The sequence below is a fragment of the Pseudomonas sp. Sample_22 genome, assembly GCF_004307635.1.
Lineage (GTDB): Bacteria > Pseudomonadota > Gammaproteobacteria > Pseudomonadales > Pseudomonadaceae > Aquipseudomonas.
In genome coordinates, this window is sequence record NZ_RCNY01000032.1 from 128488 (window position 1) to 149077 (window position 20590).

20 protein-coding genes are annotated in these 20590 nt (G+C 59.7%); 8 read left to right on the forward strand and 12 right to left on the reverse strand.

Annotated features, from left to right (window positions below; translation table 11 throughout):
• Positions 1-153 precede the first annotated feature (153 nt).
• Positions 154-828, reverse strand: coding sequence for a hypothetical protein (locus D8U73_RS08555; protein ID WP_056854804.1), 675 nt, complete (start codon positions 826-828; stop codon positions 154-156).
• Positions 829-1197: 369 nt separating this feature from the next.
• On the opposite strand from D8U73_RS08555, the gene D8U73_RS08560 reads away from it, so the two are divergent.
• On the forward strand, positions 1198-1908 hold the full coding sequence (locus D8U73_RS08560) for a glutathione binding-like protein (protein WP_130904219.1): 711 nt from the start codon (positions 1198-1200) through the stop codon (positions 1906-1908).
• Between the two features lie 58 nt (positions 1909-1966).
• On the opposite strand, the gene D8U73_RS08565 is transcribed toward D8U73_RS08560, so the two are convergent.
• Complete coding sequence (locus D8U73_RS08565; protein ID WP_130904220.1) at positions 1967-3493, reverse strand: FAD-dependent oxidoreductase; 1527 nt, start codon at positions 3491-3493, stop codon at positions 1967-1969.
• A 199-nt stretch (positions 3494-3692) separates the two neighbouring features.
• Here D8U73_RS08565 and D8U73_RS08570 point away from each other — a divergent pair, with 199 nt between their 5' ends.
• A complete protein-coding gene (locus D8U73_RS08570) occupies positions 3693-4781 on the forward strand; it encodes a DUF1615 domain-containing protein (RefSeq protein WP_130904221.1) in 1089 nt (362 codons plus the stop codon).
• An 80-nt stretch (positions 4782-4861) separates the two neighbouring features.
• On the opposite strand, the gene D8U73_RS08575 is transcribed toward D8U73_RS08570, so the two are convergent.
• From D8U73_RS08575 to D8U73_RS08590, 4 genes are all read right to left on the reverse strand, one after another.
• Positions 4862-5269, reverse strand: coding sequence for a hypothetical protein (locus tag D8U73_RS08575; protein WP_130904222.1), 408 nt, complete (start codon positions 5267-5269; stop codon positions 4862-4864).
• Between the two features lie 145 nt (positions 5270-5414).
• Complete coding sequence (locus D8U73_RS08580) at positions 5415-6137, reverse strand: anti-sigma factor (protein ID WP_130904223.1); 723 nt, start codon at positions 6135-6137, stop codon at positions 5415-5417.
• Positions 6134-6661 (reverse strand): sigma-70 family RNA polymerase sigma factor, encoded by a 528-nt coding sequence (locus D8U73_RS08585; protein ID WP_130904224.1) that lies wholly within the window; start codon positions 6659-6661, stop codon positions 6134-6136. Before D8U73_RS08585 ends, D8U73_RS08580 begins: the two co-directional genes overlap by 4 nt.
• Before the next feature lie 107 nt (positions 6662-6768).
• Complete coding sequence (locus tag D8U73_RS08590) at positions 6769-7290, reverse strand: DUF3455 domain-containing protein (protein WP_056854798.1); 522 nt, start codon at positions 7288-7290, stop codon at positions 6769-6771.
• Positions 7291-7441: 151 nt separating this feature from the next.
• Here D8U73_RS08590 and D8U73_RS08595 point away from each other — a divergent pair, with 151 nt between their 5' ends.
• Positions 7442-8065, forward strand: coding sequence for a glutathione S-transferase N-terminal domain-containing protein (locus tag D8U73_RS08595; protein ID WP_130904225.1), 624 nt, complete (start codon positions 7442-7444; stop codon positions 8063-8065).
• A 129-nt stretch (positions 8066-8194) separates the two neighbouring features.
• Here D8U73_RS08595 and D8U73_RS08600 read toward each other — a convergent pair whose 3' ends face one another.
• On the reverse strand, positions 8195-8635 hold the full coding sequence (locus D8U73_RS08600; protein ID WP_056854796.1) for a CBS domain-containing protein: 441 nt from the start codon (positions 8633-8635) through the stop codon (positions 8195-8197).
• 173 nt (positions 8636-8808) lie between these two features.
• Between D8U73_RS08600 and D8U73_RS08605 the strand changes: the two genes are divergently transcribed.
• Positions 8809-11172, forward strand: coding sequence for a DNA polymerase II (locus tag D8U73_RS08605; protein ID WP_130904226.1), 2364 nt, complete (start codon positions 8809-8811; stop codon positions 11170-11172).
• Here the strand turns inward: D8U73_RS08605 and D8U73_RS08610 are convergent.
• Together D8U73_RS08610 and D8U73_RS08615 are read right to left on the reverse strand one after the other, a co-directional pair.
• Positions 11137-11607, reverse strand: coding sequence for a DUF1810 domain-containing protein (locus D8U73_RS08610; protein ID WP_130904227.1), 471 nt, complete (start codon positions 11605-11607; stop codon positions 11137-11139). The two genes, D8U73_RS08605 and D8U73_RS08610, sit on opposite strands and share 36 nt — an antisense overlap.
• 27 nt (positions 11608-11634) lie before the next feature.
• Complete coding sequence (locus D8U73_RS08615; RefSeq protein WP_130904228.1) at positions 11635-12456, reverse strand: aldo/keto reductase; 822 nt, start codon at positions 12454-12456, stop codon at positions 11635-11637.
• Between the two features lie 500 nt (positions 12457-12956).
• On the opposite strand from D8U73_RS08615, the gene D8U73_RS08620 reads away from it, so the two are divergent.
• The 3 genes from D8U73_RS08620 to D8U73_RS08630 all read left to right on the forward strand — a co-directional run bounded on the left by D8U73_RS08620 (position 12957) and on the right by D8U73_RS08630 (position 15433).
• The gene (locus tag D8U73_RS08620) at positions 12957-13694 is read left to right on the forward strand and encodes a hypothetical protein (RefSeq protein WP_056854792.1); all 738 of its coding nucleotides are present in this window, start codon (positions 12957-12959) and stop codon (positions 13692-13694) included.
• A 206-nt stretch (positions 13695-13900) separates the two neighbouring features.
• Positions 13901-14686: a sulfite exporter TauE/SafE family protein gene (locus tag D8U73_RS08625; RefSeq protein WP_130904229.1), complete on the forward strand. Its 786-nt coding sequence runs from the start codon at positions 13901-13903 to the stop codon at positions 14684-14686.
• Between the two features lie 192 nt (positions 14687-14878).
• A complete protein-coding gene (locus D8U73_RS08630) occupies positions 14879-15433 on the forward strand; it encodes a DUF4174 domain-containing protein (protein ID WP_056854763.1) in 555 nt (184 codons plus the stop codon).
• Positions 15434-15590: 157 nt separating this feature from the next.
• On the opposite strand, the gene ampC is transcribed toward D8U73_RS08630, so the two are convergent.
• The 3 genes from ampC to D8U73_RS08645 form a co-directional block, all read right to left on the reverse strand.
• Positions 15591-16730, reverse strand: a complete 1140-nt coding sequence (gene ampC / locus D8U73_RS08635; RefSeq protein WP_130904230.1) for a class C beta-lactamase — start codon at positions 16728-16730, stop codon at positions 15591-15593.
• 120 nt (positions 16731-16850) lie between these two features.
• Positions 16851-18194: a glucarate dehydratase gene (gene gudD / locus D8U73_RS08640; protein ID WP_130904231.1), complete on the reverse strand. Its 1344-nt coding sequence runs from the start codon at positions 18192-18194 to the stop codon at positions 16851-16853.
• A gap of 12 nt (positions 18195-18206) precedes the next feature.
• The gene (locus D8U73_RS08645; RefSeq protein ID WP_130904232.1) at positions 18207-19553 is read right to left on the reverse strand and encodes an MFS transporter; all 1347 of its coding nucleotides are present in this window, start codon (positions 19551-19553) and stop codon (positions 18207-18209) included.
• A 278-nt stretch (positions 19554-19831) separates the two neighbouring features.
• Between D8U73_RS08645 and D8U73_RS08650 the strand changes: the two genes are divergently transcribed.
• A complete protein-coding gene (locus D8U73_RS08650) occupies positions 19832-20542 on the forward strand; it encodes a FadR/GntR family transcriptional regulator (RefSeq protein WP_056854759.1) in 711 nt (236 codons plus the stop codon).
• Positions 20543-20590 lie beyond the last annotated feature (48 nt).

Consider the following 20590-nt stretch of genomic DNA (forward strand, 5'->3'; position numbering starts at 1 on the left):
AACAGACACCGCACAACTCAGGTCGGACAGGTCTCCTGCCCATTATCCAGACCCTCCCACAGTGTTATTGGTTGCTCACAACATTTGTGGTCACTGCAGCCCCCTGTGGGAGCTGGCTTGCCAGCGATGAAACCCGAACAGACACCGCACAACTCAGGTCGGACAGGTCTCCTGCCCATTATCCAGACCCTGCTTGTAGGTATGGCTTTGCAGGCTGGCCTTGCCGTTGTGCCAGGTCAGCGTCAACACATACAACGAGTCGAAGTCGCTGGATTCCCAATCCTCGGTGATCTTCTGCTTCTTGCCGACGGCTTCCCCGGCGACCTTGTTGATCAACTCCGGCAGGTAGCCGTGGGACCACGCCGTGTATATGACCGAGTTGTGATACTTGTCGTGCAGCAGTTCATCGGCCAGGTCGCTGGTGTCGTTGGCCGAGTATTTGATATTGACCGGCAAGCCGAGCTTGATCGCGCTGGGGCTGATGGTCATCAAAGGGCGAATGTAACTGTAAGAGTTGTCCAGCTCGCCTTCCTCGACATTGCGCGTCGGGTTGGCGGCAAACACGTAGTCGGCCTTGCCGAATTTTTCCGGCAGCAACGTGGCCAGGTCGATCGCACGGTTCAGTCCCTGGCAATTGAGCTGGCCGAGGCCGCCCGCGGGTTTTTCCGCGTGGCGCAGGAACACCAGCGTCTGTGTGCCGTCCGCCGGCTGGGCGCGGCTTTCGCTCGACTCCAGCAACATGAACAACGCGCTGGCCGCCAGCAGGGCGGGCAGGAAAATGTAGGCGCGATGTTTGAAGCGATTAGCGAGTTTCAGAAAATTCGTCATGGAAAAAAGAGTTCTTCAGCATATTGGTTAAGGCTGACAAACCTTTACACCGCGGCTTTCCTGCGTCGGGTGTTTTCCATGTCGTGAAGCCGGTCCGTTTCAAAAGGGGCAGTGCTCAGAGTCCTCTGAAGCCCATTTGGTTCGATTCCGGCCCGAGAGCGCAGCAATGTACCGGTAACCATGAACGGGTTGCAGCGAAGGTTATCGACATGATGTTGCGGATTTATGGCCACCCTACACCGCCATGCACGCATTCACGCTGTGATCCTTATTGATCTTGACCATCAGCGTTATCGATGGCGCCGGCGGTCTCAATTCGCGAGATGTCCATTATCATCGGTGTTCTCAATTTTCTCGTGGATCCAACCCATGACCGATTTGTCTGCATTCCCCATCACTCAAAAATGGCCGGCCCAGTATCCGGAGTGGATTCAGCTGTACTCCTTGCCGACCCCCAACGGCGTCAAGGTGTCGATCATGCTTGAAGAGATCGGCCTGCCGTATGAACCGCATCGCGTCGGCTTCGATAGCAACGACCAGATGTCCCCCGAGTTCCTGTCGCTGAACCCCAACAACAAGATTCCGGCCATCCTCGACCCCCATGGTCCCGGTGGCCAGCCGCTGCCGTTGTTCGAATCCGGGGCGATCCTGATTTACCTGGCCGACAAGAGTGGGCAATTGCTGGCGCAGGAAGGGGCTGCACGCTACGAAACCATTCAGTGGTTGATGTTCCAGATGGGCGGCATCGGACCGATGTTTGGCCAGCTCGGCTTTTTCAACAAGTTCGCCGGCAAAGACTACGAAGACAAGCGTCCGCGTGACCGCTATGTCGAAGAGAGCAGACGCCTGCTCAGTGTCCTGGATAAGCACCTGCAAGGCCGGGAGTGGATCATGGGCGAACGCTATACCATCGCCGATATCGCCACGTTCCCATGGATCCGCAACCTGATCGGCTTCTATGAAGCGGGCGATCTGGTCGGCATCGAGAATTTCCCGAACGTCACCCGCGTGCTGGAAAAATTCCTCGCACGGCCGGCGGTGAAGCGCGGTCTGGAAATCCCGAAACCTATCGCCAACTGACCGGGAACCTGTGGGAGCGGGCAAGCCCGCGCCCACAGGGGACGTGTTTTCAGGAAACTCAAAAAAACGGCCGTATCCCGTGATGATCGAAATAGCGCTCGATCACCTTCGGATCAGAGCACGTCTGGGCAATCGCCACGTAGGTATCGGGCCTTAGCAGGTAAAAGCCGTTGCGTGCCAGTCCCGCTTCTTCAAACGCCGGTCGCCAATCGAACACCTGCAACGGCACATGGTGCTCGTGGCACCAGGCGATCATCTCATCGCTGGTATCGCCGTACACATGCACCTGCCAGGTCAGGCATTTCAGCGATTCGAAGTTGTCACCTTCACCGTCGTGCGCCCAGGGCAAGCGATCGCCGCCGTGCACGTGGCCGGCAACGCCCTGGCTCAGGGGCATCCCCCGATAGTTCAAAGTGATCTGCGACACCGTGCGGAACAGGAACTCGCGGGAGGTTTCGAACGAGGCCATTTTGGGAAGCAGCAATGGCGCCAGGCGAGTGCGCAACAGATCGGCCACGCGTCCTTCGGCAGTGACGAAGGTGAACACTCGGTCGGTGGTCGCCACCAGTTTGCGGGCGAAGGCGATGCGTTCGGTTTCATAGGTGTCGAGCAGTCTGGCTTCGGCACCGCCGCTCAGCACCGCTGCGAGTTTCCAGGCGAGGTTGATCGCATCGCCGATGCCGGTGTTCATGCCCTGGCCGCCGGCGGGACTGTGCACATGGGCGGCGTCGCCCAGTAAAAAAGCCCGGCCGCTGCGAAAGTGGTCCGCCACCCGGTGATGGACGCGGTAGGTCGAGAACCAGTTCAATTGTTCGACCTTGACCTGCATGTGCTCGATAGCCCGGCTGCTGACGTCTTCGAATTGCAGGGTTTCGGCCTGCTCGGCACGCTCGTCACGCACGGTGCCGATCAATCGCGCACGGCCTTGCGCGGCCAACGGGAACACGGCGAGGAAATCCGCTTCATCCAGATCCACGTGCAATTCGCCGTTGAACGTCGGCCCGCTGGCCTGCACGTCGGCCACGTAGAAAATCTGCTGATAGGTGTCACCGGGAAAGCCGGTGTCGAGGTTTTTGCGCACGATCGAGCGAGCGCCGTCGCAGCCCGCCAGGTAGCAGGCCTGACAGGTTTCCCGTTGACCGTCGGCCAGGCGCAAGGTGGCCGTAATGCCGTCACCGGATTCTTCGAAACCCAGTAGCTCGGTGTTGCGCTCGACAGTGACGCCGAAGGTTTCGAGCCGCTCGATCAGCAGCCGCTCGTGTTCATCCTGCGGGTAGATTTCGAGAAAGGCGTAGGGCGTCAGCCCTTCACCAACACGGCTCAGCGGCAGACGTGCCACAGGCTCGCCCTTGACCCAGAAATTGGCGGCAGCCACGCGATGGCCGTGTTGCACAATGGCATCGGCGAGGTCGAGCTGGCGATACAACTCCAGTGTCCGCGCCTGAACCGCCAGCGCCCGCGACGTGGTGCCGGGGGCCGAGGCCTTGTCGATGATCCGCACGCGAATTCCCAGCTTGCTCAGCCACAAGGCCAGAACCAGCCCGGTCGGGCCGGCGCCGATGATCAACACGTCGCTTCGGTGCATGAGCCAGTCCTCTTCGCCATGTGATGTGAAGTATGGTCCACAGGCTGTCGCTGGGCAGGGATTTTCCATGGGAGCCGGCCTGCTCGCTCCGCCAGCATTCGTCAGATTTCGAGGAACAGCCGTGGCCTGCCAAGGTCATAGCCTGCGCCATGCCATTGGTCGTATGGTTAACCCGGTTCAACGGACTTCCTGGAGCAACATGCAAGCCCAACGATTGATCATGAGCGTCGCCGCGTTGCTGGTGCTGGCCGGTTGCAGCAGTCAACGGACCCAGGAGCCACCGGTGCGCAAACCTGCCGAGGTCAAGGCGCAGATCGTGCGGTTGCTGCCGGCCAAGACGGTCGACCGCCAGGGCTGGGCCACGGATATCTACGCCGCGTTCGCTGCGCAGAACATTCCACCGACCACGCAAAACCTGTGTGCCGTGCTGGCGGTGACCGAGCAGGAATCGACTTTTCAGGTCGACCCGTCGGTCCCGGGGCTGGGCAAGATTGCCCGCGAGGAAATCGATCGCCGTGCCACCAAGGCGCACATTCCCAACCTGCTGGTCAGCGGAGCCCTGCGGGTGAGTTCGCCCAATGGCAAAACCTACAACGACCGCCTGAATGCGGCGCGCAGTGAAAAAGAACTGAGTGCGATTTTCGATGATTTCATTGGCATGGTGCCCATGGGTAAGACCCTGTTCGCAGGCTTCAACCCCGTACACACCGGTGGGCCAATGCAGGTCAGCATCGATTTCGCCGAGCAACAGGCCAAGGGGTATCCCTACCCGGTAGATGGCTCGATTCGTCGTGAAGTCTTTACCCGCCGGGGCGGCATGTATTTCGGCATCGCCCATTTGCTGGGTTACCCGGTGAGCTACAAACAGCCGTTGTACCGTTTTGCCGACTTCAATGCCGGTTGGTACGCCAGCCGCAATGCTGCGTTCCAGAACGCCGTCAGTCGTGCTTCCGGCATTCCGCTGGCGCTGGATGGCGACCTGGTGCGCTACGGTTCGATCATGCCCGGCAGCACGGAACTGGCGGTGCGCACCCTCGGCAAGCAGTTGGACATGCGCAATCCGACGATCAGGGATCAATTGGAGCAGGGCAACAGCCTCGAATTCGAGAACAGCAAGCTCTATCAACGGGTCTTTGCCTTGGCCGAACAGGCTGAGGGGCGACCACTGCCGCGCGCGGTATTGCCGGGGATCGTCCTGCAGAGCCCGAAAATCACCCGAAAACTCACTACAGCGTGGTTTGCCAAGCGGGTTGATGAGCGCTATCAGCGATGCATGGCGCGTAACTGAGAATCAAAAAATCCCAGGCACGAAAAAGCCCGGCTGATCAGGCCGGGCTTTTTGTCGGGTACTGCGGTGAAGCAGTTCAGTCATGCAACGGAGTTGCCTTGCAAACGATCCGAACCATCGGCGGCGACGGTGTTGCCTTGCAGGCGGTCGGAACCATCGGCGGCGACTTCGTTGCCTTTCAGGCGGTCGGAGCCATCGGCGGCGACTTCGTTGCCTTTCAGGCGGTCGGAACCGTCAGCGGCGACGGTGTTGCCTTGCAGGCGGTCGGAGCCATCGGCGGCGACTTCATTACCTTTCAAACGATCCGAACCATCAGCCGCTACAGCATTGCGTTTTTCCAGCAGGCGATCAGCGCCACCTTCAGCCACACGGCTTTCGATCAGACGATCCGAGCCGCCTTCAGCGACGACGGGTTGAACAGAAGTCGCGGCAAATGCGTTAACTGCGAAAACCGAGAAAGCGATGCTGAGGATGGTTTGGCGTTTCATGATCGTGTGCTCCGGGGTGTTGTTGGTTGGTATGGAGCCAATGTTACGCCGCGGATTTTTTAAGAGAACTTCATTGACGTGATGGTGAACATCGACAGGATTGATCTCACGAGCGCCATTCCTGTCGTGGGATTGATGATATCGCTCAGAGGACTTTCACCGCGCGGCCGATAAATTGAATCGGCCCGGTCGGCTTGCCGATTGGCGAGCCATTGGGGTTTTCCAGAGTCAGTTCGAACAGTTGGTTCGGTTCCAGCGGCGGCAGTTTGTCCAACGGCACCGAAAGCGTTTGCCCCGGTTTTACCAAACCGAGAGACACCGGACCTTGCCAGCCTTCGGCCTTGGTCCAGAACTCCAGTGCCTTGTCTGCCGGCACTTCCACAACACCCAACGGGATCAGCTGGATTTCCCGGGGGTTGCTGGCCTGAATCACCCAGCCCGGCGCCTTGTCTTGCGGAGCGACCAACACCACCAGATACGTCGGTTTGACCGTGGTTTGCGTCAGCAACATAGCGCCCAGCAACAAACTCGCGGCCAACCCGGCACCGGCCAGCCCTCGCCAGAGTGGCAGGCGATTCCACCAGGTGGCCGACGGGAGCACGCGGGATGTCGATGGCGGGCGATCAAGGGCCTCCACGCTGCGTTCGATGCGCTGCCACAGTTGCGTCGATGGGGTGTGCGGCTCGGCCAGTTCGGTCAGGCCCAGCAAACGGCTCTCCCAGTTATCGACGGCGTTGCGCAGCCCGATATCGCTGTGCAGGCGTTGCTGAACCTCGGCTCGTTGCTCGGCGGAAAGTGTTCCCAGCACATACTCACTGGCCAGTTCATCGAGCGCTTGCGGGGTTTCGTCGGTCGGTTTGCTGATCATCCCAGGCACTCCCGCAACGCCGTCAGGCTCCGCTTGATCCACGCTTTGACTGTGCCCAGCGGGGTGCCGAGCTTGTGTGAAATTTGCGCGTGGGAATATCCGTCGACATAGGCATGCACAATGCAGTCGCGCCGCAGCGGTTCCAGTTGTTCCAGGCACCGGTGGATGCGTGCCGAATGCATCTGGACATCAAAGGTGTCCGTGCTGTCCAGAACGTCGACATTGCCTTGAAGCTCGCGATTGTGATCACGCAGGTAGTTGAGTGCCAGATGCCGGGTCACGCTGAACATCCAGCCTCGGGCCGAACCCCGCGCCGGGTCAAAACCCCCGGCGCCGGTCCAGATCTTCAAGAATGCATCGTGGACGATGTCCTCGGCCAGGGCCGAATCCCGTACCAGCCGCTTGGCTACCCCCAACAACCGCGGGCTCTCCTGCACATACAAATCGCGCAGGGCCTGACGCTCGCCGCGAGCGCAGGCCGCCAGGTGGTGTTCATAGTCGAAGACGGTTTCGGGCAAGGACACTGTTCTCGGCCGGTGGTGGTTGAGATGTCGAATGCAATCTAGCAAACAAACGGCATTCCTGTAGCCGCAAGTTTGTCCCCGCAGGCGACTAAGTCAGCTCCCGGGCCTCAACTGGCCGCCCAGAAAATGTAATCCGCCTGATACTGCACCACTTCCTGCTTGCCCTTGTTGGCCGTCGTGCATTCGCTACTTGGCGCGACACCGCCCTTGAGGGCGACGCGCTGGATGTAGCTGACGCCGCTCATGGCGCCTTTGCCTTCGGCCGGGTTGGCCTTGACCAGTTGGTAAGGCAGGTTCCCCGGGCTCGACGGTGCCACGGCGAGTTGCGTGCCGGTGATTTTCGACCCGTCGTTGGCTTGCCATGTGGCCGGCGGTCCGAAATAAGTTCCGATCTGTTTGCCGCTGCGATCATTGAGCACGGCTTTGGGGCCGACGAAGGTCCATTCGGTCTGGCCGGCCGCATTGGCTTTGTCCCGGCATTCGTAGGTGATTTCGCCGACCCCGGTGGTTTCCAGGGCGACCTTGTGCCCGTCGGGCACCTTGATGTTGTCTGGCAGACCGGTCTGGGCGTAGGTCGCAGGAACGGTGGCGAACAAACCGACAAGGCAAATCAGTTGTTTGGCGTTCATCAAAAGCTCTCCGAAAGTGGGTAGTGCACTCGGCAGCAACAGGAGCTGCTACAGGTACTACCCTTGGCAAGGCATTCTGGATGCAGTGCCTCGAAGAAATTTTTCATCGCGACAAGAGTCAGCTGCTTGAGAGCATCCCAAGGAGGTGTGTATGTATCAACTCTACGGTCATCAGAATTCGGGCGCGGCGGCGGTCGAGGCCGCGCTGGAACTGTGTGAGATTGCTTACCGCTTCATCGATGTCGAAGCCTCCCCGGAGGCCGCGCTGGCATTGGAGAAGCTCAACCCGCTCAAGCAGATTCCGACACTGCAACTGCCCGACGGCAGCATCCTGACCGAGAGTGCGGCGATCCTGATCCATCTCGCACTGACGTTTCCAGCGGCAAAGCTGTTGCCCGATCACCCAGCCGACCGTGATCAGGCCATTCGCGGGCTGGTGTACATCGTCAGCAATTGTTACGCGGCAATCGGCATCATCGATTACCCGGAACGCTGGCTGGCCGAGGCCGATGAATCGTCGCGACAAAACCTGATGGCGGGTACCCGAGCGAGACTGCACTGGAGTTGGGAAGTGTTTGCCGATCAGTTTTCGGGGGAGTTGTATCTGGGCGAAGAGCCGCCCGGCGCGCTTGACGTGTTGGCGGCGGTGATCACGCGATGGGGAGGAAGCCGCGAGCATTTGCGCCAGGCCCGGCCAGGATTTTTTGCCTGGCTGGAGCGGATTGACCGACATCCAACATTGGCGCCGGTGTTTGCCCGGCATTGGCCGGGCTGAAGCGCACCGACCACCTGTGGGAGCTGGCCTGCCAGCGATGGCGACCGGGCATTTGGCCTCGATATTGGCTGCCATGGCCTCATCGCGAGCAGGCTCGCGCCCACAGGTGGGGACTGCGGTGACCTGGGTTTATTCGCCGCGGATGTACTGTTCCAGTTGCCGAATCAATTCAGCCTGTTCAGCGATGGCTTCCTTGACCAGGTCGCCGATCGACAGCAAGCCGATCAGCCGGCCGTTTTCCACCACCGGCAAGTGACGCAGGCGTTTGTCGGACATGATGCCCAGGCAGGTATCGACGGTTTGGTGAGTGTCCACGGTGATCACCGGCGACACCATGATGTCGCGCACCGGCGTACCCACCGAAGAACGGCCATGCAGCACCAGTTTGCGCGCGTAATCCCGTTCGCTGATGATGCCCAGCACTTCATCGTTCTCCACCACCAGCAAGGCGCCGACATTCTTCTCGGCCATCTTCATCAGCGCTTCCAGCACCATGTGATCGGGTTTGATCTGGTGCACTTCCTGGTTTTTCTGATCTTTCAACTTGAGCAGTTGCGCGACGGTTTTCATGGCGGTTTCCCGGGTGTTGTCGTTGTCCTTGAAGAATCGTAGACACCGGCCCTGAGAGCAAGGGCGAAAGCGGCAGATAACGCTCAAAAAACGTCATTTGGCGGTTTTTTACAGCAACCGGCCGCCGAATCGACGCGTAGAATTGACACCCTGAATCCATTTCGAGGTTTGCAGTGGCCGATTTACCCCAGGGCTTTGTCCTGACCCGGCATTGGCGCGATACCCCGGCGGGTACGGAGGTCGAGTTCTGGCTGGCGACCGATAGCGGTCCCCGGCGCATCCGCCTGCCTCATCAGCCATCGGTGGCATTCCTGCCGGTCAGTCAGCGCGAGCAGGCCGAGGCGTTGCTGCAAGACGAAAAAAACGTCGAACTCAAGCCTTTGTCCTTGCTGGATTTCGAACACCGCCCGGTGCTCGGCTTGTATTGCCGCCAGCACGGGCAGTTGATGCGCCTGGAAACCGCGCTGCGGCGAATGGGCGTTGAAGTGTACGAAGCCGACGTGCGCCCGCCGGAACGCTACATGATGGAACGGTTCATCACCGCGCCGGTGCGTTTTGGCGGTACGCCGGGCGCTGATGACCTGCTGCGCGATGCGCAGATGAAGCCCGATCCCGACTATCGACCACACTTGAAACTGGTGTCGCTGGACATCGAGACCACGGCTCAGGGCGACTTGTACTCCATCGCCCTGCAAGGCTGCGGCGAGCGTCAGGTGTACATGTTGGGGCCGCCCAATGGCGATGACAGTGAAGTGGATTTCCAGCTTGAGTACTGCGAATCGCGCACCCTGCTGCTGAAGAAGCTCAACGAGTGGTTCGCCCGACATGACCCCGATGCAATCATCGGCTGGAACGTGGTGCAGTTCGACCTTCGGGTGCTTCACCAGCACGCCCGGCGCCTGGCCGTGCCGCTGAAGCTGGGGCGTGGCGGCGAGGAAATGCAATGGCGCGAACACGGCAACGGCAATCATTACTTCGCATCCGCTGCCGGGCGACTGATCATCGACGGCATCGAAGCCCTGCGTTCGGCGACCTGGAGCTTCCCCTCGTTCAGCCTGGAAAACGTCGCGCAAACCCTGTTGGGCGAAGGCAAGGCCATCGACAACCCCTACCAGCGCATGGACGAAATCAACCGCATGTTCGCCGAGGACAAACCGGCGCTGGCCAAGTACAACCTCAAGGACTGCGAACTGGTCACGCGGATTTTCGCCAAGACCCAATTACTGACCTTCCTGCTGGAACGCGCCAGCGTGACGGGGTTGCCGGTGGATCGCATGGGCGGCTCGGTGGCGGCGTTCACCCACCTCTACATGCCGTTGATGCACCGCCAGGGCTTTGTTGCGCCGAACCTCGGCGCTAAACCACCACAGGCCAGCCCCGGCGGGTTTGTCATGGATTCGCAACCGGGGCTGTACGAGTCGGTGCTGGTGTTCGACTACAAAAGTCTTTATCCATCGATCATCCGCACGTTCCTCATTGATCCCGTGGGGTTGATTGAAGGGCTCAAGCATCCTGACGACAGCGACTCTGTGCCGGGCTTTCGCGGGGCGCGTTTTTCCCGCACCCGGCACTGCCTGCCGTCCATCGTCGCGCGGGTCGCCGAGGGCCGGGAAACCGCTAAACGCGAACACAACGCGCCGCTGTCCCAGGCCCTGAAGATCATCATGAACGCGTTCTACGGCGTGCTCGGTTCCAGCGGTTGTCGCTTTTTCGATACGCGTCTGGCGTCTTCCATCACCTTGCGCGGCCACGAAATCATGCTGCGTACCCGTCAGTTGATCGAAGATCAGGGGCATACGGTGATTTATGGCGACACCGACTCGACCTTCGTCTGGTTGCGCCGTGCCCATGGTCAACAGGAAGCCGCGCAGATCGGCCGCGCGCTGGTCGATCACGTCAATCAGTGGTGGCGCGAGCACGTGCGGCAGGAGTACGGCCTGGAGAGTGCGTTGGAGTTGCAGTTTGAAACTCACTACAAACGTTTCCTGATGCCGACCATTCGCGGGGCAGAGGAGGGCAGCAAGAAGCGTTACGCGGGGCTGGTCACACGGGCCGATGGCAACGACGAGATGGTTTACAAAGGCCTGGAAACCGTGCGCACCGACTGGTCGCTGCTGGCCCGGCAGTTTCAGCAAGAGCTGTACGAGATGATCTTCCACCGCAAGCCGTATCAGGACTACGTGCGCGAGTACGTGCGCAAAACCCTGGCCGGTGAATTCGATGATCGCCTGATCTACCGCAAACGCCTGCGCCGCACCCTCGACGACTACCAGCGCAATGTGCCGCCGCACGTGCGGGCGGCGCGTATCGCCGATGACTACAACGACCAGCAGGGTCGCCCCCGCCAATACCAGAGCGGCGGCTGGATCAGTTACGTGATCACCGTCGCTGGCCCCGAACCGCTGGAGATCCGCAGCGCGCCGATCGATTACGATCACTACATCAGCAAACAACTGCAACCGGTGGCGGACGCGATCCTGCCGTTTGTCGACGACGATTTCTCAACCCTGATTGGGGGGCAACTGGGCTTGTTTTGAGTCCATCAGCGACAACGTCCAGTCATCCAGGATGCCGTGGAAATACTGATTCAACGCCTGGTGAAACGGGCTGTCAGCGGCAGCGACCTGGGCGAACAGGGTCATCGACGAATGAAACTTCAAGTCGTCGGGATGGCCGAATATCGCCGCTACGGAGCGCTGCTGGATGTTCAGCACTTCCTGGGTGCAGATGCGCAACCTGGCACCCAACACGGGGTGTTCAAGGTAGACCTGCGCTTCTTCGCGGGAGCGGATCGCAAACCGTCGGGACATTTCACTGCCACCGAGCCCGGCGAACTGCGGAAAGACAAACCACATCCAGTGGCTGCGTTTGTGGCCGGCATTCAATTCGGCCTGGACCCGGTCGAATACCGGGTCTTGTGCCTGAATAAAACGTTGCAGGTTAAAGTCGTCCGGTTGATCGGTGCTTCTCATATCGAAGCCCTCTGACACCGCGTTGGCTCAGACCATGGCCAGTCGCTGCTTGCGTTTGGGCGCGTGAAACGCTTGGTCCAGCGCCTCCAGATCCCCGACTTCCAGTTGCAACTGCGCCGCTTGCGCGTTGAGTTGCACGTGTTCAGCGCGGACCGCCTTGGGGATGGCGATCACACCGTCCTGGCGCAGCAGCCATGCCAGCGACACCTGGGCGGGCGTCACACCGTGGCGGGCAGCCACTTGTTTGAGCGTGGCATTGGCGAGCATTTTTCCGCCCTGGCCGATTGGACAATAGGCCATGACCGGCATGTTGTGCTGCTGACACCAGGGTAACAAATCAAATTCTATGCCACGTTCTTCCAGGTTGTAGAGCACCTGATTGGTGGCGCAGGCCTTGGCATCGAGTTCCTGCAAGTCATCGACATCAAAATTGGACACGCCCCAGCGACCGATCTTGCCCGCCTCACGCAGGCGTTCGAAGGCCTCGACGGTTTCTTCCAATGGGTATTGGCCGCGCCAGTGCAGCAGGTATAAATCGATATGGTCGGTCTTGAGCCTGCCCAGACTGCGCTCGCAGGCTTGGGGAATGCCTTGGCGGCTGGCGTTGTGTGGATAGACCTTGCTGACCAGGAAGACTTTGTCGCGCTGGCCGGCGATGGCTTGGGCCACGACTTGCTCGGCGCCACCTTCGGCGTACATTTCGGCGGTGTCGATGAGGGTCATGCCCAGATCGATGCCCAGGCGCAGGGCGGCGATTTCTTCTTTTTGGCGGGTATGGTCTTCGCCCATTTGCCAGGTGCCTTGGCCGATCACGGGTACTTGGCGACCGGCCAGTTGCTGAGTTCGCATGCTTGGTTCCTTTTTGCTCGACACTACAGTTGGCATCAGGATAGCCGCAGGGTTCCGTCTTGGCGGGTTCTGGGCCGACCATGCTGTGGATGTTTTGGGTGATACCCGTTACTGCGGTAACGGCGACTGAGGGTTTCGCCGCAGTGGGAGCTTGCTTGTTGGTGATGGCGGTCTGCCAGCTGACCAATCTCTGCCAGTTGCACTCCATCACCTGTAGGAGCACGGCTTGCCGGCGATGGCGTCCTTGAGATCGCCATCGCGAGCAAGCTTTGCTCCTACAGAGACATCATCCAATAAAGCCGTCGGTTCGCAGCACCTGTGGGAACTGGCATGCCAGCGATGACGGCCTGTCATCCACCATTCCTTCGAAGTGCAAATGATCTTTCCCTGCCGATGATCGATTGCCCACCCCCGACACTGCACTTTTTCCAATTGACCGGCTCTATCCATAGCCGTTGCGGCGAATCCCGCCGCACAGGAATGTGTCAGTCCAATCCCTTATGGTTCGAGTGTTGCCCTTCAACCTTATCCGCGTTCGCCTGCTGGCCGGTCTGTTGCTGCTCTGCGCCAGCGGTTGCAGCCATCAGCCCGGCAATGATCTTTTCAGCCAGATACGTGATGGAAAACCCCAGGAATTCCTGCAAACCAGCGTTGATCGCATGGCCACGCTGGCCATGCGGGACAATCTCGACAGCCTCTACCTGCTGATGAGCAAGTTGTACCTGCGCAACCCCGACGAGCTGAAGAAATCCGGCTTCCTCGACGCCCGCACTGCCGGCAAGCAAGTGCGCATGGCCATCGAACAGCAACAGCCGTTACCCACCCTGGGCGGGAAAAAAGACCTGGCGGCGTTGCGCTTTGCCATGAGTCCGGAATTTCTCGGAGACCGGGTCGGCGCGTTCATTTATGCCATCGGCAGCATGCTGGTCACCGCCCACGGTAATCGCCTGGAGTTCTACATGACCGACGCGATCAACCCGACGTTTGTCAGCAACGCCGCCCGCAACATCGAAATCGCCACCTGGATTTTGAGCCAGCGACAGAACAAGGACGGCCAGCCCATGCTGTTTTCCAACGAAATCTCGGAGGAGGGCAGTAACCTGAGTTTTGCCGTGGAGTTCGGCAAGATCGTCGCGCGCCTGGATTTGCTGACCCAGATGCTTGACGAGCGCTACCGGCGTATCGGCCTCAACTATGCACAAAGCCTGCTGTTCCTGAATTTTCTCCCGGTACAGTGAAATCCCCACAACCCCCTGCAGGCGCCAGCCTGCTGGCGAAAACGTCAAGACACAGCGATTGATCTGAAAGGGCTCGACATCGTTGCCTCCCTCGCGAGCAGGGAACTGTATTGGGCATAAAGATAGATCGCATCGATATAACTGATTATAAGAAATATCGCTATGCTGCGGGCCAGATTTTCCCTGCGGTCTATGTGGACGTATCAATGGATTTAGTGAACATCGGGTTGGTCGTGGCCGGACTGGTTGTCGGCTTCATCGTCGGCATGACAGGCGTAGGTGGCGGGTCGTTGATGACCCCGATCCTGCTATGGTTCGGAATCAACCCGGCAACCGCCGTCGGCACCGACCTGCTGTACGCGGCCATTACCAAATCCAGTGGCGTACTTGTTCACAAAAAGAACAACAACATCGACTGGCACATCACCGGTTGGCTGACCCTCGGCAGCGTGCCGGCAGTCATGCTGACGTTGTGGTTCCTCAGCACATTGCATTCCAGCCCTGACGCGATGAACGCGATCATCAAGCAAGCCCTGGGCTTTGTGTTGTTTGCCACGGCGCTGGCGATTCTGTTCAAGAAACGCCTGCTGGACTTCGCCCACAAGCGCGCCGGTGGCAACTACAACCCAAGCGGTCCGCGCCTCAACGTCCTGACCGTTATCACCGGGCTCGTGCTCGGCACCATGGTGGCACTGACCTCCATCGGCGCCGGTGCGTTGGGTACGGTGGCGTTGTTTATCCTTTATCCGCTGCTGCCGACCCGTCGCCTGGTCGGCACGGAAATCGCCCACGCCGTCCCGCTGACGCTGGTGGCCGGTCTGGGCCATGCGAGCATGGGCAACATGGATTGGCAGGTACTGGGTTTTCTGCTGATCGGTTCGCTGCCGGGGATTTACCTGGGCAGCCACCTCACCGGGCGCATCTCCGATGAGCTGTTGCGTCCTTGCCTGGCGACGATGTTGGTGTTGATCGGTTACAAACTGGCGTTCTGATTCAACACCCGGCAATGCGCCTCGCGGTGGATCAAGTAGCGCTTTGTAATGGCTTCAGATGAATCCAGCCTGTTGCGCAATGACTGCCCTGACCTAAGCTTTGGGCAAGGCGAAATACATTTGCGGAGCGTCACCCGGAACGAACGCCGCGATGCGCAATCATTAGAGCGTGGATATCAAAAGGAGATGCGCATGCTCATCAGGTCACTGACCCTGGCTACCCTGCTGGCGATCGCCAGCCCCCTGTTCGCCGCCGATGGCGACTCACCGCTGGACATGGACAAGGGCAGGGCAAGGCCACTGATCGTCATCGCTCCGAGCACGGTTGATCCGACATGGGTCAGCCTGAAAAAGTCGCTGGACGAGCCGGCCAATCGCAAGGGTTTCACTGATCGCAACATGGTGCTGTACACCGTGCTCAACCTGATGGGCCAGCGCGAAGGCAAAGATTTGGGGCCTCAGGACACGGCAGCGTTGATCCGCTCGCTGAAGCTGGGGGCCGGCGCCAAGACCAAGGTGATTCTGGTCGGCAAGGACGGCGAGAAGAAATTCGAACAAGCGGACACCGTCAAGCTCGAAGAGATTTTCGCCGCCGTTGACCAGTTGCCGGCAGCCGAGAAAGAAACCCCGCCGCCGACAGTGGCCACCCCAGTCGCTGAAACCGAACCCGCAGCCAAAGGCGCCAAAGCCGCGAAAAACGCCAAACCGGCGAAACCGACCAAACCGCCAGAACAGCCGGATGATTGAGGCGACTTGTAGAGCTCGACGCAGGTTTGCTGGCCGCTAGAGCGATTGTTCTCCGCGCAGGTTTAAACCCCCAACAAAAAGATCGCAGCCTTCGCCAGCCCCTACAGGATTCGTTTTAGGGGCTGGCGAAGGCTGCGATCTTTTATTTTTTGTTCTATCAGCGACTAAGAGCGTTCAACACCTGATGAGCAATCTTCACCCGCTCTGCAATCGGATAGTTCTTGTTGGCCAGAATGACGATGCCGATGTCTTTCGCTGGCACGAACGCAACGTAAGCGCCGAAGCCACCGGTCGATCCGGTTTTGTTGATCAGCAAGTCCTGAGTCGGCGATTGCGGCGGGGACAGCCACTGAGCTTCATGCGCCTGCATGGCCATCGGCGTCGAGTTCCCGGCCAGCAAACGATCCAGCGTTACCGGGTAGTGATACAGCTCCCACCCCAGCCCCTGGGTCATGTCGCCAACGCTGTAGTAACCGGTGTGCGTCAGGGCAATGGCTTGCTGTAACGGACTTTCCAGCGTTGCCGGGTGCATGTTCGCTTCGACAAAGCGGAGCAGGTCCGCCGCACTGGTTTTCACGCCATAGGCCTCGGAGTCGAGCGCCCCCGGGGTGACGCGCACAGGCTCGCCTTGCTTGTTGTAGCCCTGGGCATACAACCCCATTTGCTCCTGCGGCACCTTGAGGAAGGTGTGCTTGAGGCCGAGTTTCGGCAGCAGGGTGTTTTCCATCAATGGGTCGAACGGCTGGCCCATGCTGTGTGCGGCCAGGTAGCCGAACAAGCCGATGCTGGGGTTGGAATACAGTCGGTGGCTGCCGGGGGGGTAGGCCGGTGTCCACTGTTGGTAATAGCCGAGCATTTTGTCGGCCGAATCGAATTGCGCAGGAAATTGCAGCGGCAGGCCTCCGGCGCTGTAGGTGCCCAGTTGCAGCATGCTGATGTTGTCGAGCGCGCTGCCACGCAGGGCGGGAAGCACCTGGCTGGCCTTGTCGGAAAACGACAGCTTGCCGAGAGCCTGGGCGTAGGCGGCGAGGGTGGCGGTGTAGGTCTTGCTGACCGAGCCGATCTCGAACAGGGTGTTTTCGGTGACCGGTTTGGCGGTTTCCTTCGATGCCACGCCGTAGTTGAAGAAGTGCTGCTTGCCGTTGGCGGTGACGGCCACGGCCATGCCGGCAATGCCTTGGGTTTGCATGAGCGGATTTACAGCGGCGTTTACCACCGATTCGATGGGGGCCTGTGCGACACACTGGCCTGCGGTCAGCAGCCCCAGGCAAACCACGAGTTTTTTCAAGCGATCCATGTTGATGTTGTCCGTTGTTGATTCAGGTGTGCGCCATTCTAGGGGGGAAGACCCCGTTCATTAAACCCGGGCTGCCAACAGCAGCTCGGGTTTACTGCCAATGAGCGCGCTACCGTCGACTCAACGCACCAGGCACGGCCGCTTGTTGTCGAACGTCCATCCCGGAATCAAAAACTGCATCGCCACGCTGTCATCCCGCGCGCCCAGTCCCATGCCTTTGTACAGTTCATGGGCTTTGGCCACTTGGTCCATGTCCAGTTCGACCCCCAGCCCCGGTTTCTTCGGCACCTGTACGCAACCGTCGACAATCTGCAACGGCGCCTTGGTCAGGCGCTGGCCGTCCTGCCAGATCCAGTGGGTGTCGATGGCGGTGATCTCACCCGGTGCGGCGGCCGCGACGTGGGTGAACATCGCCAGGGAGATGTCGAAGTGGTTGTTGGAGTGCGAACCCCAGGTCAGGCCCCATTCATGGCACATCTGGGCGACTCGGACTGAACCCTGCATGGTCCAGAAATGCGGATCGGCCAGCGGAATGTCGACCGATTGCAGCTGGATCGCATGACCCATTTCCCGCCAGTCGGTGGCGATCATGTTGGTCGCGGTTTTCAGCCCCGTGGCGCGGCGGAATTCGGCCATGACTTCGCGGCCCGAGTAACCGTTTTCCGCCCCGCACGGGTCTTCGGCGTAGGCCAGAACGTCGTGCTGATCACGGCACAACCGGATCGCTTCCTTCAAGGACCAGGCGCCATTCGGATCGAGGGTGATACGTGCATCGGGAAAACGCTCAGCCAGTGCAGTGACGGCTTCGATCTCGGCGTCGCCACTGAGCACGCCGCCCTTGAGCTTGAAGTCCTTGAAGCCATATTTGGCATGGGCCGCTTCAGCCAGGCGCACCACCGCGTCGGCGCTCATGGCTTTCTCGTGACGCACGCGGAACCAGTCGTTGTCGGCCTCTGGTTCACTGCGGTAGGCGAGGTCGGTTTCATTGCGATCACCGACGTAAAACAGATAACCGAGCATCTTCACTTCATCACGCTGCTGGCCTTCACCGAGCAGCGCGGCGACTGGCACATCGAGGTGCTGGCCGAGCAAGTCGAGCAGCGCGGCTTCGAGGCCGGTAACGGCGTGAATGGTGATGCGCAGGTCGAACGTCTGCAAGCCGCGACCACCGGCATCGCGGTCGGCGAAGGTTTGGCGCACTTGATTGAGTATTTTCTGATAGGTGCCGATCGGGCTGCCGACCACCAGGTTGCGTGCGTCTTCAAGGGTCTGGCGAATGCGCTCGCCGCCGGGTACTTCACCGACACCGGTGTGGCCGGCATTGTCCTTGAGGATCACGATGTTGCGGGTGAAAAACGGGCCGTGGGCGCCGCTCAGGTTGAGCAGCATGCCGTCATGTCCGGCCACGGGAACGATCTGCATGCTGGTGATGATCGGTGCTTTGGCAGTGTTTTGCTCGCTCATTTTCTTATCCTTTCAAGCGTGACGTGGCGCGGCTTCAGCCGATGCGGTGGCGGGCGCGGATTTGGGTTTGTTGCGTGCAGCGAAGACGATGATTGCGGCGATGATCGAGGTGGCGGCCAGGCCGTACAGCCCGCCCTGGATCGAACCGGTGCGCTCTTCGAGCAGGCCAAAAGTGGTTGGCGCGACGAAGCCGCCGAGATTGCCCACCGAGTTGATCAGCGCGATAACGCCCGCAGCGATGCGCGCATCCAGATAGGCCTGGGGAATCGGCCAGAACAGCGACGACGCCGATTTGAAACCCAGCGCGGCAAAGCAGATCGCCACGAACGCGAAGATCGGCCCGCCGGTGGTGGACATGAACATGCCCGCGGCGGCGATCAGCAACGCGGTCGCGACCCAGGCTTGCTGGTGCTTCCATTTGGCTGACAACGAAGCGAAGGCGTACATGCCGATGATCGACAGCAGCCATGGAATCGAATTGAACATCCCGACCTGGAAGTCACTGAGGTCGCCCATTTTCTTGATGATGCTCGGCAGCCAGAAGGTCGCGGCATAGATGGTCAGCTGGATGAAGAAATAAATCACACAGAACAGGATGATCTGCCGGTCCTTGAGCAGTTTGCCCAGCGACGGCTTGACCGGCGTCGCGGCTTCGCGGGCCAGTTGTTCATCGTCGATGGCTTTCACTAGCGCGTCCTGTTCGTCGCGGGTCAGCCATTTGGCGTCGTGGGGTTTGGAGTCCAGCCAGAACCAGACAAAGGCGCACAAACCCACCGAGAACATGCCCTCGATGAAGTACATCCATTGCCAGCCATGCATGCCCAGGCCACTGATTTGCAGGAGCAATCCGGACAACGGGCCGGAGATCAGCGAGGCAATCGCCGAGCCGCTGAGGAAAATCGCAATTGCCTTTCCGCGTTCCACGCCGGGCAACCAGCGGGTGAAGTAGTAGATCACCCCGGGAAAGAATCCGGCTTCGGCCACGCCCAACAGAAATCGCAGTATGTAGAAGTGGGTTTCGTTCTGGATGAACGCCATGCCCGCGGCGACCAGGCCCCAGGTCAACATGATGCGGGTCAGCCAGATTCGTGCGCCGACTTTTTGCAGAAGGATATTGGACGGCACTTCGAACAGCGCGTAGCCGATGAAGAACAGCCCGGCCCCAAGCCCGTAGGCGGCAGCGCCAATGCCCAGGTCGTGTTCCATGTGGGCGCGGACAAAGCCGATGTTCACTCGGTCAATGTAATTGACGATGAACATGATGACGAACAGCGGCAAAACGTGGCGTTTGACTTTGGAGATGGCGGACTTCAGCACGGAATTGGCGTCGTCGTTCATCCCGGAGATGGATGTATTCACTGTGTTTTCTCCCACTCGTTATTTTTATGCGGGGTGTGACGGTGTTGCGTTGTTGATAGACATCATACAACTACATTTTTTTGCCTTGCAACCCGTTCCGCCTAATAAAATGGCTGTCAATTGGATATTTTATGAAGGATTCGATGTCAGGTTAGGCGTAATTTTGTTGGTGGATTCAGGATTTGTTGAGTGTTGTCATACAAGTTGGTGCGATTTTTCTGACGATTCCCGCAACGCTCGGTGCTACGATTCGATAGCCATGTCATTCGGACGCGCCCATGCAAGAAGATCTCGATGCACCTGCCCGCAAGCGCAGCCACAACCTGGCCCACGACCTGGTGGCCAAGCTGACCCAGAGCATCCTGCTCGGGCAAATGCTGCCCGGTGACAAGCTGCCGTCGGAGAACTCGATCGTTCAGGAGCATGGTGTCAGTCGTACGGTGGTGCGCGAGGCGATCTCGAAGTTGCAGGCTTCAGGGTTGGTGGAAACCCGTCACGGCATCGGCACGTTTGTACTGGAGCGGGCGCCGGAGCAGGGGTTGCGGCTGAACGTGGATACCGCGCTGGGAGTGCGCAGCATCCTCGAGTTGCGCATGGGCCTGGAAACCCAGGCAGCTGCGCTGGCGGCGACGCGTCGAACCGATCAGCAACTGACGCAGATGCGCGAAGCGCTCGACGATTACCAGAACCTGCTGGCCAACAATGACAGTTGCGTCGAGGCCGACCGACGCTTTCATCTACTGATTGCCGAAGCCACCGGCAACGTGTGTTTCAGTGAAATCATGCAGCACCTGGGCAGCGCGATGATCCCGCGAACCCGGGTCAACGCAGCCGAGCGTGGCGCCGTGGACTTGAGCAAACTTGGACAGTTGGCCAATCTTGAGCACGAGGCGATTCTCAACGCCATCAAGCGTCAGGACCCGGATGCGGCACGGGCGGCAATGTGGTTGCATTTGACCAACAGCCGGGACCGGTTTTCACCCAGTTGATGGTTGCTGATATTGCGTTATCGCCGTTCGCGGGCAAGCCTCGCTCCT